The sequence below is a fragment of the Pseudoalteromonas sp. AWM4_233 genome, from assembly GCF_056158285.1.
This window is the reverse complement of record NZ_JBSWSZ010000001.1, coordinates 680125-695706: the sequence shown is the minus strand read 5'-3', so window position 1 is coordinate 695706 and position 15582 is coordinate 680125. Positions and strand designations below refer to the sequence as shown.

The window sequence follows — 15582 nt, the reverse complement described above, 5'->3', positions numbered from 1 at the left end:
CAAAGTAGCGCGAGTAACTAAACTCGCGCTATTTAAAACACGACTTCTCGCTCGCCTGCTTTTACCGCATCTAAAACCCGAATCACCTGATTAAGCTTCATCGCTTTGGGCACAGAATAAGAGTCGTTCGCCTCGCGCAGTGCCTGTTTCGCAATCTTGAAAAAGTCTTTTTCTAGCAGATTATCAAGAGACTTTTCTATTTGAAGTTCATCAGACAATTGATCGATGCGCTTAATAAAATTGTGCGCTAACTGCTGCTCTGGCTGCTCTGAGCCCTCCCCTGAAATTGCGCTTTCTATTTCGGCCAGTTGATTTAAACAATGTGGTTTATTGAATCTTAATACCCTCGGTAACACAACGGCGTTGGCTAATCCATGGGGCGTATTGTAATGCGCACTGAGCTGATGAGAGATGGCATGCACGTAACCCAAGCCTTGTTTACTAAACGCATAGCCCGCCATAAACGAGGCCAGCGCGACCATTTCACGTGCTTCTAAATCCGTACCGTTTTTATAAGCACGAGGCAAATATTCAAGTAATAAACGAATTGAAGTTAAGGCATCACTTTGTGCATCATTAAAATGTACCCGCGCAATATAAGCTTCAATGGCATGAGTCATTGCGTCCATGCCTGTATAAGCGGTGATCGCCGGCGGTAGTGAAGCGAGTAAATCAGTATCAAGTCCTGCCGCGAGTGGCACAAAATCTGGATCTAAGAAAAACGCTTTTTGATGGGATATTGGGTCGGAGATCACCGCAGCAACGGTGACTTCAGATCCAGTACCCGAAGTAGTTGGCACGGCAAACAAAGGGAGGGGTTTGTTCCTTACCCGCATCATGCCAATGAGTTTTTTGGGTTTGTTGCCATTGGTCAGCGTCGCCGCAACCACTTTGGCAATATCGATCGCTGATCCCCCCCCTACGACAAAGATACCATCAGCCTGAATACTCCGAGCCATTGTCACGCTGTTTTCGACTTCTAGCATGGTCGGATTCGGCACAACTTCATCAAAGACGGTAAACTGACAATTGGCATCTTTTAAAAGCTGCGTCAATGCAGACAGATTATCGTTTTGCGTCATAAAGCTATCGGCAATGATCAAAGGTCGCTGTACACCACTGTTCATCATTAGCTTAGCCAGTTTAAGCATCGCGCCACTACCCGTTATCAAGGTGGGTTTGTTAGCAGGAAAAGCCCCCGCTAAAAACTTAATCCCCCATTTATTAATTGCAGCACGCATAACAAAACTCCCTTGTAAAAAATATGGTATCAAATAGGCTAATTACTCAACAATAAACTAGCTAAGCCTGAGTCTCAAGCCATGCTATACTTTCGCCAATCAATTTTTGTAACTCAAAGAGCCTGACCTTGACGCAACAGCTATTTTCTCAAACATCCCTTTCTCGCGATTTGTTAGACAACCTAGAATCATTGGGTTATCAGCATATGACTGACATTCAAGCGCAAACACTGCCGTTAATTTTAGCAGGCAAAGATGTGATTGGTCAGGGTAAAACAGGCTCAGGTAAAACAGCCGCGTTTTCTTTAGGTTTATTACATAACCTCAATGTAAAACGTTTTCGTGTGCAGTCGCTGGTCGTATGTCCAACGCGCGAATTAGCCGACCAAGTTGCGGTTGAAATTCGCAAACTTGCGCGCGCTATTCATAATATCAAAGTACTCACTCTCTGCGGTGGTGCGCCAATGGGCCCACAAATTGGCTCACTTGAGCATGGCGCCCACATTGTTGTTGGCACGCCAGGCCGTATTGAAGAGCATTTACGCAAAGGTCGTTTAGACTTAAGCGAAGTAAATACCTTTGTGCTAGATGAAGCCGACCGCATGCTAGAAATGGGCTTTGAAGACGCCATTGAATGTATTATTGAGCACTGCCCGGCACAACGTCAGAACTTACTGTTTAGTGCCACATTCCCGCCTAAAATTGAGCAACTGGCTAAGCACGTTATGACTGCACCAGAAAAAGTGACGGTCGAAGCAAGCCACGATCACAGCAACATCACCCAATATTTCTATGAAGTAGACAACAACGATGTGCGCTTAGATGCCGTACAAAAGCTATTACTTGAATTTCAACCAAAGTCAGCGGTGATATTCGCTAACACCAAAGCTGAGTGCCAAGCGGTATGTGATGAATTACAACAACTTGGGTTTGATAGTGCTGCCCTTCATGGCGACCTAGAACAAAAAGACCGTGACCGAACGCTTGTACGCTTTGCTAATAAGAGCTTAACCATTTTAGTGGCCACCGATGTTGCTGCACGCGGTATTGACGTTGACCATGTTGAAATGGTGATCAACTACCATATTGCCCACGACCCTGAAGTACACGTACACCGAGTTGGCCGTACTGGCCGAGCTGGTAATACGGGCATTGCATGCTCACTGATGAGTTATAAAGAGTCTCATAAAGTAAATGCCTTAGAAGATTATTTAGATATCACCATTGAGCCGAGTGACCTGCCAAGTGATGCCGTGTTTAACAATCCAATTACCCGTGCACCTATGGTCACACTACAAATTGATGGCGGTAAAAAAGCCAAGCTACGCCCGGGTGATATTTTAGGTGCTTTAACTGCGAATAATGCGCTTAAAGGCAGCCAAATCGGTAAAATTAAAGTGACGGCCATGGCCTCTTTTGTTGCTGTTGAACGAAAAGTTGCAGGCAAGGCCTTAAACGTGATTGGTGAAGGTAAAATGAAAGGTCGTAACTTCAGAGTGCGTAAAATCAATCGCTAAGTTAATCTAAAAAGATGAAACAGCTACGATTTGCACAATAAACGTAGCTGTTCTTTTTAATCTTCACTTATCACCTTCATCGAGCAAAACACATATAACTAAAAAGAATTAATTAGACCCAAAAGAAATATGATATATTATCACTCTTTTTTGAATAAGATTATAAACAGAGTGTTATGAATCAACTCACATTAGAAAACATCATTGCCAAACGTCATTGGTTGGGATTATTTGCCATTGCGGTCAGCATCATTGCTTGGACGGTAGAATTAATGGGCGCCGTATATATTTGCCCATATTGCCGAACACAACGCACTGTTATCGGTTTGCTTGGCATTATTATGATTTTGCCATTTGTGCATCATTTTCTGACGAAATATTTGGCGTTAATATTGGGGTTCTTTGGTGCAGTAGTGGCTGCAAATCAGCATTTTATGGGCTGGAAGAAAATTTCAGCAGGTAAATTCTCTTTCAATGAAAATATTTTTATCGACCCTTTCTTACTTTCAGGTGGCGCACTATTTTTCATCATTGGTTTAACAGCGCTTATTTTGCATACTCAAAAGCCAAGCAGCTAACTGTTTACATTACACCATCTCAGCCTAAGGCTTCTCACCCTCTGAGAAGCCTTTTAAAAGTTAGCATGCCAACTTAATAAGCACCGGCACTGTAGATTAGTTCATAACTATGGCTATAAATTTCTAATATGTTACCAAATGGGTCTTCCATATAAATCATGCGATAAGGCTTTTCACCTGGATAATAGTAGCGCGGTTTTTCCATACGCTTTTTACCACCCGCAGCCACGATTCTTTCAGCTAGTTCTTCAACATTCGGATCTTGCACACAGAAGTGGAAAATCCCAGTCTTCCAATATTCAAAATTGTCTTCAGGGTTTTGTTGGTTTTTAAACTCAAAAAGCTCCACACCAATGCGATCACCTGTAGACAAATGCGCGATGCGAAAACGTTCCCATCCAGCACCAAATACGTCAGTACACATTTCGCCAATGGCACTGTCATCTTCTGTGATTTCGGTTGGTTCCATAATCAGATACCAACCTAACACCTCAGTGTAAAACTTAACGGCTTGCTCCAGATCTGGAACAGAAATACCAATATGTGAAAAGGTTCTTGGGTAAACTGTGTTCATATATGCGCTCCTGTAAAGTACAGGAAATAGTCTACGCAATCAGCTATCATTATTTGAAATTATAAATTCTTATACTTTTAAGTAGCTTTACTAATGATAAATCCAGTCTTCTTGCGTACCTTTTGCACACTCGTCGAAACCAAGCATTTCACTAAAACCGCTGAACAGCTGTTTATTACTCAGTCGGCAGTCAGCCAGCATCTCAGAAAGCTCGAAGACCTTTTAGGTGAACCACTTATTCAAAAAACAGAGAAAGGCTTTGTGCTTACGCCGACCGGTGAGAAAACCTATCAAGAAGCGAAACTAATCGTTGCCACCTTACAAGGCTTCAAAGAAAAAGTGACCACAGACTCTGAGCATGTTGGCGTGGTTAAGGTTATGTCACCAGGCAGCATAGGTTTACGCCTCTACCCACAACTATTAGCGCTGCAAACACAGTTTCCTGAGCTCATTATTCACTACCAGTTTGCGCCAAACAGCAGTATTATTAAGGCATTGCAGCAAGGTGACATCGATATTGGTTTAGTCACAGAACACGCAAACTCAAGCCTACTGAACTTCGAAGAAGTTGCTCAAGAGCCACTACAATTGGTACTTCCCACAAAATTCAAAAATGCTACATTTGATACTCTAAAGCAGCTTGGTTTTATTAATCACCCTGACGGGCATCACCATGCCAATCAACTGCTCAAAGCGAACTTTGCTGAATTCACGCATATACAGAATATAAAAGAGAGTGGTTTTTCAAACCAAATTGGCTTGATCTTAACCCCTGTAAGCATAGGGCTTGGCTTTACAGTACTGCCTCAAAGTGCTGTAGCAAGCTTTGCAGAACCTGAAAAAATTCATATTCATGAACTCACTAAGCCAATCATGGAACCCGTTTTCCTAGTCATGCAAAACAAAAAGCACACCGCCAAACGGCTATTATTCGTGCACAACAAAATTAAAACGTTACTGCAAGATTGACGCGCTTTGTAACAAATATGGGCTTTTAATTTTAGATAGCTTCTCTTAATCTGGGTACAGACATACTCTAACTACATCACTCTATGAGGTAGTTTCGGTAAACGTGAAGGAGACAAAGTATGAAAGACTTGCAAAAACTCGTTGGTAGCCTTAACAAATCGGGTGCCCTAAGTGGCTTTTTAGGAGGCGTCGCCGGCGGCGGGTTAACCAGTTTAGTCAGCGGTAAGAAAAGTAAAAAGACCGGGAAAAAAGCCGTTAAATATGGTGCACTTGCTGCTGTAGGTGGTCTTGCTTGGAAAGCTTACAAAGAATATTCAGAGCAAAATAAAGCAGCGCAACAGCAAGCAGATAGTCGCGCTTACGATAACGCCATGAATAAACCCAGTCACAACCAAGCGCGCCAAGAGCATACTCCGCAAGGTCGTACTTTTGACTTCACGCCAGCTTATATGCCGGAGCAAAGCTTTGAACAAGTGGTTGAGGATGAGTCGGGCTCAGGCCAACTAATTATTATGCGCGCCATGATAGCCGCGGCTTATGCTGATGGTCACATTGATGAAACAGAGCGTCAGAAAATCTTTGCGCAGGTTGAAACCATGGAGCTGACCGTTAACGAAAAAGCCATGTTATTTGATGAGTTAAGAAAACCTATGACACTCTCTGAATTGGTGCAATCAGTGCCTGATGCACAAACAGGCATTGAGGTTTATGCCGCGAGTGTTAGCGCCATTGATTTAAACCAGCCTATCTCAGGGCAATACCTTGAGGCACTGGCCAATCAACTTTGCCTGCCTAGAGAGCTGGTGCAGTCAATTCACCATCAACTTACCGTACAAGCCTAAGTAACCAAAGCTCAGGTTAAATCTATTTGTGTCAGTGATACTTCCCACACTGACACACGATTCTCCCCCCCAAAAAACCCTGTATAAATTTCAAACAAATTTTGAAATTTATATTTGTAGTTCAAGGTCTAGTAAAAAACATGACATGAACCAATGTGTAACTATGAACAAACTCATTCAACTTTCGACTGTTTTAAGCTTTACCCTTTTAACTGCGTGTGGTGGTAGTTCAAGTTCTAATTCTACACCTGAAACAACAACGCCAGCGACAACACCACCATCCAGCACAGCGCCTGCTGATACAGTGACTTACGAGCTTACTTTTACGCAAGAGTGGACAGCGGCTAACTTTGCCACCAACTACCCAAGTGGCACTCACTTTTCTCCTGTTGTGGGGCTTACCCATAATTCAGAAGGGGGGATCTTCAAACGTGATGAAGTAGCCTCACCAGGTATTGTTTTAATGGCTGAAACGGGTGGCAAAAGTACGTTGAAGAATGAAATCAGTGACATACAAAATGCAGGTCACTCTAATTATTTAATTGACGAATCAGGGATCTCAAATGGCAGCCAAAGTGTGACGTTTACCTTTGAAGCCAGCCAAGACTTCCCGCTTTTAAGTGTGGTTTCGATGATAGCACCGAGCCCTGATTGGTTTGTGGCCATTAACAGTTTATCTTTATTTAATGACAATACATGGGTTGAGAGCCAAACCATTGAATTAAAAGTCTATGATGCGGGCAGTGATAGCGGCCTGCGCTTTAGCTCTGGCAACCTAGCTACAGATCCTGCCGAGCCAATTACTTTACTTTCAAGCGAACGTGACGACACAGATTTTGCTGAAGGTATACATTATCAAACTGGTAAGCATATTGGTTACATCGAAATTAAGTTAATGCAGTAACCCTTGCTGAGAGCCTTTTTGCTTTTCCCTTGTTGGCGGCTTAAACCTTAGATTTAAGCCGTTTTTTATACCAATACCTTGTTTAAAACACTACGTAACCAACGGCTTTTGTCATCTTGAGTTTTCACCTCAGGCCAGATCATCGCAATATCAAAATCAGCAACTGCAATCGACGGCTCTAACATAGACAACCCTGCTTGCTCGGTGGCCAAAACTGCCATTTTCTTCGGCACAATCGCTATCAAGGCGCGCCCTTTAAGCAAAGTTTGAACAGTTAAAAAGTTGCGACTTGCTACGGTAACTTGACGCGATAAACCATGCTCTGCCAGCGTTTTATCAATTTGAGTTGCCAGCTTGCCATCTGGGCTCACTAAAGCATGCTCTACTTTTGCAAATGACTGCAAACTTAATTGACCATCAGCCGAGAAAATAGATGGATCTAAAGCTGATAAATCAGCCAAGCACACATGCTGTTCCGTGTATAAATGCTGACTGCTAAACCCATCAGCTAAAAGCGGCATACTACCGATAATGATGTCGAGCTTTTCTTGTTCAGAGATTTGCTCATAGTTACTGCGATTCACATTTATCAAGCTGATCTGAGCATTGGGAGCTTGCGCTCGAATGGCATCATAAATCGCTGGCGCAAATATCAGTTCAGCGTAGTCAGTTAACCCTATTCGACACACACCTTGATAATGGCTGGGAGAAAATGGCTCACTTTGCAAAATCTGCCCAGAAACGGTGTCGAGCAACACGCTGATTTTAGGGGCTATCTGATGTGCACGTTCGGTGGGGCACATTTGATGTCCTTTTCTTTCGAATAATACATCACCTAAAAGCTGCCTTAATCGAGCAAGACTATGACTCATTGCCGATTGGCTCACACAAGCATGCTCCGCGGCAATACTGACGCTACGATGGCGGTACAGATACGAAAATGCCACCAGCAGATTTAAATCAATATGTCGCCACTGCAATTCTTCTTTACCCATTTATTTCTCTTGCTCATTCTAGCCCTGAAAATCCTGAATTATTCATAGTTAGCATAAATACTATTAATTTGAATCATGCTAAGTGAATTTTTACACTATGGGCATACTTATAACAACCTCATATTTTGCGTCTTGCGTATGCTTTCTATTTTTAAAACTTTTTTCTGGCTTGGCTGGATAAGCTTTGGCGGACCAGCCGCTCACATCGGCTACTTTCGAAAAACCTTTGTCGAAAAGATGAAGTGGCTTAATGATAATGAATATGCACAAATCGTTGCGCTCAGTCAGTTTTTACCCGGTCCGGGCTCTAGCCAAGTCGGCTTTGCACTGGGTTATAAACGCGGCGGCCTGTTAGGGGCGTGTGCGGCATTTTTAGGTTTTACTCTACCATCCATTCTGATCATGATAGGTTTAGCCTTACTTTCAAGCCAAGTCATGGATACCAGTGCTTTTCAAAATGTGGTGCATGGCTTGAAGCTACTGGCCGTGGTTGTGGTTGCCGATGCTGCTTGGGGTATGTATAAAAACTTCTGTAAAAACACGCTATCGGTAAGCTTGTGCTTGCTCACGGCAATCGCGCTATTGGTCATGCCAAGCATTATGATGCAAATCGCCGTATTGGTTTTTGCAGCTATCGTGGGCACACTGTTTTTACAATCAGAAAAAAGTCACTCAAATGGCGCTAATTCAAGCTCTTTCAAGCCGAATCTAGTCCCGCTAATCTTATTTATCGGCTTATTACTAGGGTTACCATTTGCTGCGCACATCGCGCCAGAGCTTGGTTTGCTTAATGACTTTTATCAGGCGGGCAGCTTAGTATTTGGTGGCGGCCATGTGGTACTACCGCTACTGCAAAATATCGTCGGAGATCAGCTCAGCCAAGATGCATTTTTAACGGGCTACGCGGCCGCACAAGCTGTGCCTGGACCTATGTTCACCTTCGCGACTTACATTGGCTATGAGCTACTACCAAGCAACCCAATTGCAGGCGCACTCATTGCCACTGCGGCGGTGTTCCTTCCGGGCTTTTTATTATTATTAGCGGTATTAAAGAACTGGCAACAGCTGGCGCAAAAGCCAAAGGTTGCGGGCGCTTTAACAGGCGTTAACGCTGCTGTCGTAGGTCTGCTTGCTGCGGCACTATATCAACCTGTATTTATTAGTGCAGTACTAAAACCACTTGATATTGCCTTAGTGTTAGTGGGTTTTTACTTAATGAAACAGCTAAAACTGCCCATTATCTGGATGGTTACTTTCTTTATGTTGGCGGGCTTTGCCACTGGCTTTATTTGAGAATAAGCTGAGAAATAACTTAAAAAACGCGCTGCTCATTTCAGCGCGTTTTTTCTCATTCTGCTTCTAACTTTATTCGAATGCCACACAGCTGGCACAATCACAAATACCGCAATGAGTCCAAGCAGCCAAGCATAATGCTGGTTGATAAAAGATAGATTCGTCAATTGCGCGGCGAGTTCGTTATTTGCTTGCTCAGCATACGCAATTGCGCCAATGGCACCGTTTACGGCAACTGCAAAGCCACCACTCACAGCCCCCTCCCATGCCAATGAAGACAAAGACGAAAATGCCTGATAGCCAATGGCTGAGGCGCCAAATGCCAACCCACCTATGGCCACCGTGCCTGCGGCCAGTAATCCAAAACCTACAGCCCCCACACTTAAAATGCCAAATGAAATAATACCAACACTAATAGGGGCGACGGCAATCCCACCCCATGCAAACAGCAATCCATACGCTTTACTGCCACCAGCTATCCAACCAACGGCGGGGTTATCTGTTTTTTCTGGCATGGCAAATTGCATATGGATCAGGGGAACACCGAATAGACGAATTTGACTAATATACTCCCTTTGCTTGGCATTGGGTTTATCTTGCTCTGCACTAAAGGCTTCAGGGTTAAAAAGCCGCTCTTGTGCCCTTAATTGCTTCATAGCATTAAATGCGTGTTTTACTAACCAGATATAAACCGCAACAAACATAAATACGCTAAGGTGCGCGACTAAAGTAATTTCATCGACATAATTTTGCTGTGCATAAGCAAGTGGTTTGAGTAATAACAAAACCCCAACAAACAGCGCGGCAACGAACATAAATAAGAACACGCTTTTTTTCACTAAGCTTTTTTCTCGCTCAGTGCGAGATTGATCAAGACTGGATCTCAAGCCAAAATACGCACTCACAAGCCCAGATGCTGAGCCTAGCATGGCCATGATGCTAGCAAAGTTAAACCCTGCGCCTGCTTTAAAAGCACCTAAACCTGCTGCCGCTTTGACCGGTGGCGCTATGTCGCTGATCGCAGACATCACCGCAGAGGTAAAGGCCAGACCCGGTTTTGAATGTTTAAGCGAAACTTCAACAAGCTCAGTAACCGCCTCTTTCATCATCTTCCGACCTCGCGACAAGCGCTGCTTTACGGTGTCGAGGGATAAATCCAGTTCACTGGCGACACGCTCAACGGATTGCTGCTCTCGGTAAAATAAAATCAGCGGTGCACGGTAGGTATCATCGAGCTGTTCAAGCACTTGCCACATTAAGGCTTGTTGCTGTGCTGAAATTGCATTGGCTTCAAGTTCAACGTTTTCAGCGCCAATATGCTCTGCGCTTTCTAGCTGCTCAGAGTGTTTTTCTGCATTTGAAGCCTGCTTGCGATAATGGTGACTTATCTTAAATTTAAGAATGCCACACAACCAAGCCTTGAGTTTATTTGGATCGTGCAAAGTATCGAGCTTTCTCCACGCCTCAACAAATGCGTCTTGCGCTAAATCTTCACTGTATTTGATATCGCCCACGGCTGAATAGGCCAATGAACAAAGTAGTGTTTGGTAGCGCGCTACTATTTCGCAAAAAGCGTTTTTATTGCCGCCAAGCGCACGCAATACCAAAGCCGCATCATCAAGTGTTTTATGTTTTTTTGCTGTACTGAACATGCCTCAAAGCCTGTTTTTATCTTCTTTCTTTATAAGTGCCAGCTCTCCAGAAAAGGTGACAACAAAAATTAAAAAAGTTTTTGTGATTTATTTTGTCACCTTTTCGAGCCACCCGGCACTTATTGATTAAACCAAGCAAAAACGCCGCAGGCTTTTTGCAGTCGATAATCAACAAAGAGCACACTAACATGACATTAAAACACTTTATAGAAGTCGTAAAACTTACCCTGCTAATTAGCTTTTCACATGCCACTTGGGCTGGAGAGTCGCAAACACTGGTCGATGATTTTAATTCAGCCTCACAAAACAATATGGGCTTTAAGAGACTCTTTATTGATGACACCAGTGCTGGCGGTAGGACCAAAACCGAGATAAGCGTTAGCAATGGCCTACTTTCAGCCAAGGGCGATATTGTACCGCCTCGAGGCCAGCCGGGTTGGGCAAGTTCGGTATTGCCACTGAACGAATTTGGCAAACAGCTCGATGCCAGCCAATATCAAGGCATTGTTCTAAAAGTTAAAATCAACCAAGGCATGTTATCTGTGTCGGCCAATAGCAGTGCGATTGATAACTACGACTATCATGCACTTCCAGTGATGATCAAAGCGGATGGACAATTTCATACTGTCAAATTGCCTTTCAAAGACATGAAACGCGCATGGTCGGCACAAACACCACTAGACCCTAAAACCCTCAATAGCTTAAGCATTGTGGCGTTTAGCCTGCAACAAGCCAAATTCGATTATCAAATTGATGAAATTGGCTTTTATTAATAATGCAATTAGTAAGGCCTGAATGCAGGCCTCTCCCTTCACTTTGAGAGACATAACAATGACGACCACAACCCGATTGTATTATTTAGACGCAGTTCGTGCGTACGCTTTATTACTGGGCATTGTCTATCATGCCAGTCTATCGTTTTTACCTATCTTCATCGGCTGGGCGGTGATGGATATCTCAACCAGTGACTGGGTATCGGTGTTTGTGTTCATTAGCCACGCATTTCGCCTAGAGGTTTTCTTTTTAATTGCCGGCTTTTTCTCTTGCATGACGCTACAAAAAGTCGGCATAAAGCGGTTTGTAACATCGCGATTTACAAGGATTGTGCTGCCGTTTTTACTAGGCTGGATATTGCTTAGGCCTCTGCTGGTGTCAGGCTGGATAATGGGTGCTGAAAGTATGCAAGGTGAAGCGAATATAATCGCGGCTTTGGTGACAAGCTTTAGCGATTTTAAAGACTTATCGATGAGTTTATTTGTCGGCACACATTTGTGGTTTTTGTACTACCTCACTCTGGCCACTTTACTGACGTTATTACTCTACCAGCTCCATACCAAGCTTTCTCAATTGGCTCCTAAGTTAGCTGGCAGAATGCGCTTTATTCTTGTGCATACATTTACCAGAAAAGGCTTATATTTACTTGTTATTCCCCTGACTGCTTGTTGTCTTTGGTATATGCAGCATTGGGGGGTCGATACACCAGATAAAAGTCTAACACCACAATGGCCAGTGCTATGTTTATATAGCGGTTTCTTTTTGTTTGGCTGGGTGTTATTCAATCACCAAAATACACTTGCAGATTTTACGAAGCTGAGCACTTTTAAAATAGGTGCTTGGTTATGCAACTGTATCGCCGCAGTCATACTCTCTGGTTATCAAATGCAATATATGCACGAGTACTATCTTCAAATTAAAGTCGCCTTTGTAATCAGTTATGCTGTCATGATGTGGACCTCTTGCATGCTGTTTATTGGTTTATTCAAGAAGTTTGCAAACAAACCAAATGCATTCACACAAAAACTTGCTGACACCTCTTATGGGCTTTACTTAGTGCATTTGCCTCTGGTTGTTTGGCTACAAGTGGCTGTCGCTGAATTAACCATGCCATTGATACTCAAGTTATTAATTATTTGTACTTCGGCAGTCGCTATATCACTATTGATCATTGAAAGTATTAAGTTTCTCAAAAATATATTTATAAATAATTCTAAAAGTGAACCAAAAAAAGGCATGCGCTATCAATAAAAAATTGATTTTAAGCTTTCATTTTAAATAAGAAACCAATAATATTGAATGATAATTATTTGCAATTGATATGTAGTGATATGCTCAGAGAACTGCTCTCAAGGAAGTGCCCTTGTTGTAATAAATCATTGGGTATGTCGCAAAGGCTTCCATTATTAAACCGAGAACCTTTAACCTGTATTTATTGCGCCAAACCACTAAAACCTAAGTTAAGTGTAATGTTATTTAACATATTTTGGTTATGCATGAGTGTATCTTGGATTATAAAAACACATACTGAATTGAATTATTTTTGGGCATGCTCTGTGTCGTTATTATTTGCAAGTACAGTATTACCAGCTTTAGACCTGCTCTTCCCGTTAGAAGAAGAGCAGTATTGAGTTTGTTTAACTGAGCACAGGATAAATAAACAACGCGGGTCGAATTAACCCCAGAGTATTGTGAGAATAATGACAACTGAGGCTGCACTTGCAGTCATGCATATTATATTAAACAGTTTATTGAGCGGTTTTTGTTTTACATAATCTCCTGCAATTTGCCAACCCGCAAGTACACTGTTAAAAGCGAAAAATACAACACACAAAGAGGTAATCACTTTAAACCATGTACTTTGAAACAAGTTAGAAACTGCAGTAAAACTACTAAAATCTACAGTAAATAATAAACAAACTAACAATAAGCTATACGCAACAATGCATGCATTGCTTAATCGCTGAAACATCCACTGCTTTGAACCTGACTTAAATATATTCATCATAACCAGATCCACCATATAGCCAATAAGCTAAGCAAAATACCAACTGCAATTGCTGCCAATGAAATCACCTTGCCGCTTTTTAGTTCTTCGCAGTATCCAAAATCTTGAATAATATGCTTTACAGTTCCCGCACAGTAATAGCCTAATGCTGTTAAAAATCCCCAAACCACAAATTTTGCAATAAAATAACTCTCTAACACTGAGCGTACTTCATCAAAGTTAGTTTCAGACTTTAATGCAAAGTAACTAATAACAATAGCTACTAACATCGCAACCCAGACAATCACCCCGCTTACTCTGTGTAAAATAGATGCATACGCTGTAGCAGGTAAAGCAATCGTATTTATGGCCAGATTCATTGGCCTTTCTTTTTTCATATTTATGTACCAATAGACAAACGAACAAAACAAATGCTAACGCAAACCATTTTTATTTACAATTTTGATTGTGCATTTAATTTTTTATAAAAAGTAAACTCTACGACTGTTTAATTCGTAATCAATTATGTGAAATAGTTAAGGTAGGTTAGTTATGCAAGCAAATGAATTAAAGCGCGGTGAATGGGTAGAGTATAATAATCATCCTGTAGAAGTGGTTGCTATTGATGCTCATAAACAGCAAGCAACGGTGTGGGATGAACAGACCTCAACACACCAAACATTGAGTATTTCAGAGTTGAATGCCGACCCACAGTGTCACTGCGACTCACACCAATATTACTAATTTCCCATAAGTCAGCATTGACATAGTACATGCTTTGCTGACTGCTTTTTTATTCAACTTAGTTATCAAAACATCATTAAGCTTGACTAAACTAAATAATGTTCAAAGGAATTCTGAAAGGATATTGTTATGAAATTAAGTCTCACTGCAGCATCATTGTTTTTATTATCCATCTCAACCATTACGCATGCATCCCAGCCATCTAAACAATTATTAACTGACATACAATCTGACCCAAATACATTGCAACTAATGGTTGGCTTTCCACCTCCTATTGATAAACGCGTCACTCTGCCTGATTCTAATTTTTTTAGTTTTCCTAAATTACGCTGGTCAGTTTGTCATATGCGTGAGCTACTTCCAACAGCTAGCATAGAACGTAACCCTTATGCCTACACGCCGCTAAATTACGCCTTATTACCGGGCATTGATGAACTAACATTTAAGCCTAGCAACAGTAATAAGCTGATGACTTGGCAGCAAAGTTTGGCAGCGAATTACACTGATGGCATGCTCATTTTGCACAAAGGTAAAGTTGTATATGAGCGCTATAGAGGCTGTTTAGATGAGCACACCAATCACGCAGCTATGTCGATGACCAAATCTTTAACCGGTCTAGTCGCTGAAATTCTCATCGCTCAAGGCAAACTAAACGATAAAACACTCGTCAAAAACATTATTCCAGAGCTAACAAATTCTGCTTTTGGTGATGCCACAGTAAGACAAGTCATGGATATGACCACTGCCCTCAAATATAGTGAACATTATGCTGATCCTAACGCCGATATTTGGCAGTACAGTTATGCAGCAAACCCTCTACCTAAACCCAAAGAATACATAGGTCCTGTCGGTTATTTTGAGTATTTACAAACCGTTCAAAAGCAAGGTCAGCATGGTGCAGCTTTTGGCTATAAAACTGTCAACTCAGACGTGTTAGGTTGGATAGTCTCTAGAGTGACGAATAAGAAGTTCGACAAATTAGCCAGCGAGCTCGTGTGGTCAAAAATTGGCACAGAGCACAGTGCCGACATTACAGTTGATGGCTTAGGCACACCTTTCGCCGGTGGTGGATTGAGTGCCACCTTAAGAGATTTAGCTCGCCTTGGGCTTACCGTTGCAAATCAAGGTGCCATTGGCGGCATACAAGTTATTCCTGCAAAAGCGATAGCGAGCATTCAAACGGGTGGTGATAAAAACGCTTTCTCTAAAGGCGGGTTTAGTTCAATGCCCAGCGGGAGTTATCGCAGTATGTGGTGGCATTTTCACAATAAAAATGGCGCATTCGCTGCACGTGGTGTGCACGGACAAACAATTTATATAGACCCAGCAGCCGAAATGGTCATTGTTCGCTTAGCATCACACCCTGTTGCTGCAAATGGCGTGATTGATCCAACATCGTTGCCTGCCTATCAAGCAGTGGCTGACTTTTTAATGAAGCAGTCTAAATAAAATTGAAGTTTCAAGTGAGAGGGAATTTGGCTTACTTTAGCAAAGCCATTTATAAAGTAGCTA

Annotated in this window: 16 protein-coding genes; 10 read left to right on the top strand and 6 right to left on the bottom strand. The window is 42.3% G+C overall.

Annotated features, from left to right (window positions below; genetic code table 11):
- Positions 1-32: 32 nt before the first annotated feature.
- Positions 33-1241 (bottom strand): iron-containing alcohol dehydrogenase, encoded by a 1209-nt coding sequence (locus ACXAC4_RS03020; RefSeq protein WP_475158934.1) that lies wholly within the window; start codon positions 1239-1241, stop codon positions 33-35.
- A gap of 128 nt (positions 1242-1369) precedes the next feature.
- On the opposite strand from ACXAC4_RS03020, the gene dbpA reads away from it, so the two are divergent.
- Positions 1370-2758 carry an ATP-dependent RNA helicase DbpA gene (dbpA, locus tag ACXAC4_RS03015; RefSeq protein WP_475158933.1) on the top strand — a complete coding sequence of 463 codons (1389 nt, stop codon included), beginning with the start codon at positions 1370-1372 and terminating at the stop codon, positions 2756-2758.
- A 176-nt stretch (positions 2759-2934) separates the two neighbouring features.
- Positions 2935-3336 carry a disulfide bond formation protein B gene (locus ACXAC4_RS03010; protein WP_475158932.1) on the top strand — a complete coding sequence of 134 codons (402 nt, stop codon included), beginning with the start codon at positions 2935-2937 and terminating at the stop codon, positions 3334-3336.
- A gap of 73 nt (positions 3337-3409) precedes the next feature.
- On the opposite strand, the gene ACXAC4_RS03005 is transcribed toward ACXAC4_RS03010, so the two are convergent.
- Positions 3410-3910, bottom strand: coding sequence for a lactoylglutathione lyase family protein (locus ACXAC4_RS03005; RefSeq protein ID WP_475158931.1), 501 nt, complete (start codon positions 3908-3910; stop codon positions 3410-3412).
- 93 nt (positions 3911-4003) lie between these two features.
- On the opposite strand from ACXAC4_RS03005, the gene ACXAC4_RS03000 reads away from it, so the two are divergent.
- From ACXAC4_RS03000 to ACXAC4_RS02990, 3 genes are all read left to right on the top strand, one after another.
- Positions 4004-4879: a LysR family transcriptional regulator gene (locus ACXAC4_RS03000; RefSeq protein ID WP_475158928.1), complete on the top strand. Its 876-nt coding sequence runs from the start codon at positions 4004-4006 to the stop codon at positions 4877-4879.
- Positions 4880-4998: 119 nt separating this feature from the next.
- Complete coding sequence (locus ACXAC4_RS02995; protein WP_475158925.1) at positions 4999-5721, top strand: tellurite resistance TerB family protein; 723 nt, start codon at positions 4999-5001, stop codon at positions 5719-5721.
- Between the two features lie 163 nt (positions 5722-5884).
- A complete protein-coding gene (locus tag ACXAC4_RS02990) occupies positions 5885-6625 on the top strand; it encodes a spondin domain-containing protein (protein ID WP_475158924.1) in 741 nt (246 codons plus the stop codon).
- Positions 6626-6690: 65 nt separating this feature from the next.
- Here the strand turns inward: ACXAC4_RS02990 and ACXAC4_RS02985 are convergent, their stop codons facing one another.
- Positions 6691-7620, bottom strand: a complete 930-nt coding sequence (locus ACXAC4_RS02985) for a LysR family transcriptional regulator (RefSeq protein WP_475158923.1) — start codon at positions 7618-7620, stop codon at positions 6691-6693.
- A gap of 138 nt (positions 7621-7758) precedes the next feature.
- Between ACXAC4_RS02985 and chrA the strand changes: the two genes are divergently transcribed.
- Positions 7759-8913: a chromate efflux transporter gene (chrA, locus tag ACXAC4_RS02980; RefSeq protein WP_475158922.1), complete on the top strand. Its 1155-nt coding sequence runs from the start codon at positions 7759-7761 to the stop codon at positions 8911-8913.
- A 35-nt stretch (positions 8914-8948) separates the two neighbouring features.
- Here chrA and ACXAC4_RS02975 read toward each other — a convergent pair whose 3' ends face one another.
- Entirely contained in the window at positions 8949-10565 is a 1617-nt protein-coding gene (locus tag ACXAC4_RS02975; RefSeq protein ID WP_475158918.1) for an RNA polymerase sigma factor, read from the bottom strand.
- Positions 10566-10753: 188 nt separating this feature from the next.
- Here ACXAC4_RS02975 and ACXAC4_RS02970 point away from each other — a divergent pair, with 188 nt between their 5' ends.
- Both ACXAC4_RS02970 and ACXAC4_RS02965 read left to right on the top strand, forming a co-directional pair.
- Positions 10754-11338 carry a CIA30 family protein gene (locus ACXAC4_RS02970; protein ID WP_475158916.1) on the top strand — a complete coding sequence of 195 codons (585 nt, stop codon included), beginning with the start codon at positions 10754-10756 and terminating at the stop codon, positions 11336-11338.
- Positions 11339-11396: 58 nt separating this feature from the next.
- Complete coding sequence (locus ACXAC4_RS02965) at positions 11397-12590, top strand: acyltransferase family protein (RefSeq protein WP_475158914.1); 1194 nt, start codon at positions 11397-11399, stop codon at positions 12588-12590.
- A 424-nt stretch (positions 12591-13014) separates the two neighbouring features.
- Here the strand turns inward: ACXAC4_RS02965 and sdhD are convergent, their stop codons facing one another.
- A complete protein-coding gene (sdhD, locus tag ACXAC4_RS02960) occupies positions 13015-13347 on the bottom strand; it encodes a succinate dehydrogenase, hydrophobic membrane anchor protein (RefSeq protein WP_475158912.1) in 333 nt (110 codons plus the stop codon).
- The gene (sdhC, locus tag ACXAC4_RS02955; protein WP_475158911.1) at positions 13344-13724 is read right to left on the bottom strand and encodes a succinate dehydrogenase, cytochrome b556 subunit; all 381 of its coding nucleotides are present in this window, start codon (positions 13722-13724) and stop codon (positions 13344-13346) included. The genes sdhD and sdhC overlap by 4 nt, the downstream gene beginning before the upstream one ends.
- 154 nt (positions 13725-13878) lie before the next feature.
- On the opposite strand from sdhC, the gene ACXAC4_RS02950 reads away from it, so the two are divergent.
- Both ACXAC4_RS02950 and ACXAC4_RS02945 read left to right on the top strand, forming a co-directional pair.
- Positions 13879-14070 (top strand): hypothetical protein, encoded by a 192-nt coding sequence (locus ACXAC4_RS02950; RefSeq protein WP_390448958.1) that lies wholly within the window; start codon positions 13879-13881, stop codon positions 14068-14070.
- Positions 14071-14199: 129 nt separating this feature from the next.
- Positions 14200-15519 (top strand): serine hydrolase domain-containing protein, encoded by a 1320-nt coding sequence (locus ACXAC4_RS02945; RefSeq protein WP_475158908.1) that lies wholly within the window; start codon positions 14200-14202, stop codon positions 15517-15519.
- Positions 15520-15582: the final 63 nt, after the last annotated feature.

Excerpts from the sequence above, each read along its gene's own strand:
- ACXAC4_RS02985 (WP_475158923.1), bottom strand. The coding sequence starts at position 7,620 with ATGGGTAAAGAAGAATTGCAGTGGCGACATATTGATTTAAATCTGCTG.
- ACXAC4_RS03010 (WP_475158932.1), top strand. The coding sequence starts at position 2,935 with ATGAATCAACTCACATTAGAAAACATCATTGCCAAACGTCATTGGTTG.
- ACXAC4_RS02975 (WP_475158918.1), bottom strand. The coding sequence starts at position 10,565 with ATGTTCAGTACAGCAAAAAAACATAAAACACTTGATGATGCGGCTTTG.
- ACXAC4_RS02970 (WP_475158916.1), top strand. The coding sequence starts at position 10,754 with ATGACATTAAAACACTTTATAGAAGTCGTAAAACTTACCCTGCTAATT.
- ACXAC4_RS02950 (WP_390448958.1), top strand. The coding sequence starts at position 13,879 with ATGCAAGCAAATGAATTAAAGCGCGGTGAATGGGTAGAGTATAATAAT.
- ACXAC4_RS02990 (WP_475158924.1), top strand. The coding sequence starts at position 5,885 with ATGAACAAACTCATTCAACTTTCGACTGTTTTAAGCTTTACCCTTTTA.
- ACXAC4_RS02945 (WP_475158908.1), top strand. The coding sequence starts at position 14,200 with ATGAAATTAAGTCTCACTGCAGCATCATTGTTTTTATTATCCATCTCA.
- ACXAC4_RS03000 (WP_475158928.1), top strand. The coding sequence starts at position 4,004 with ATGATAAATCCAGTCTTCTTGCGTACCTTTTGCACACTCGTCGAAACC.
- ACXAC4_RS02965 (WP_475158914.1), top strand. The coding sequence starts at position 11,397 with ATGACGACCACAACCCGATTGTATTATTTAGACGCAGTTCGTGCGTAC.
- ACXAC4_RS03005 (WP_475158931.1), bottom strand. The coding sequence starts at position 3,910 with ATGAACACAGTTTACCCAAGAACCTTTTCACATATTGGTATTTCTGTT.
- ACXAC4_RS02995 (WP_475158925.1), top strand. The coding sequence starts at position 4,999 with ATGAAAGACTTGCAAAAACTCGTTGGTAGCCTTAACAAATCGGGTGCC.
- sdhC (WP_475158911.1), bottom strand. The coding sequence starts at position 13,724 with ATGAAAAAAGAAAGGCCAATGAATCTGGCCATAAATACGATTGCTTTA.
- ACXAC4_RS03020 (WP_475158934.1), bottom strand. The coding sequence starts at position 1,241 with ATGCGTGCTGCAATTAATAAATGGGGGATTAAGTTTTTAGCGGGGGCT.
- chrA (WP_475158922.1), top strand. The coding sequence starts at position 7,759 with ATGCTTTCTATTTTTAAAACTTTTTTCTGGCTTGGCTGGATAAGCTTT.
- sdhD (WP_475158912.1), bottom strand. The coding sequence starts at position 13,347 with ATGATGAATATATTTAAGTCAGGTTCAAAGCAGTGGATGTTTCAGCGA.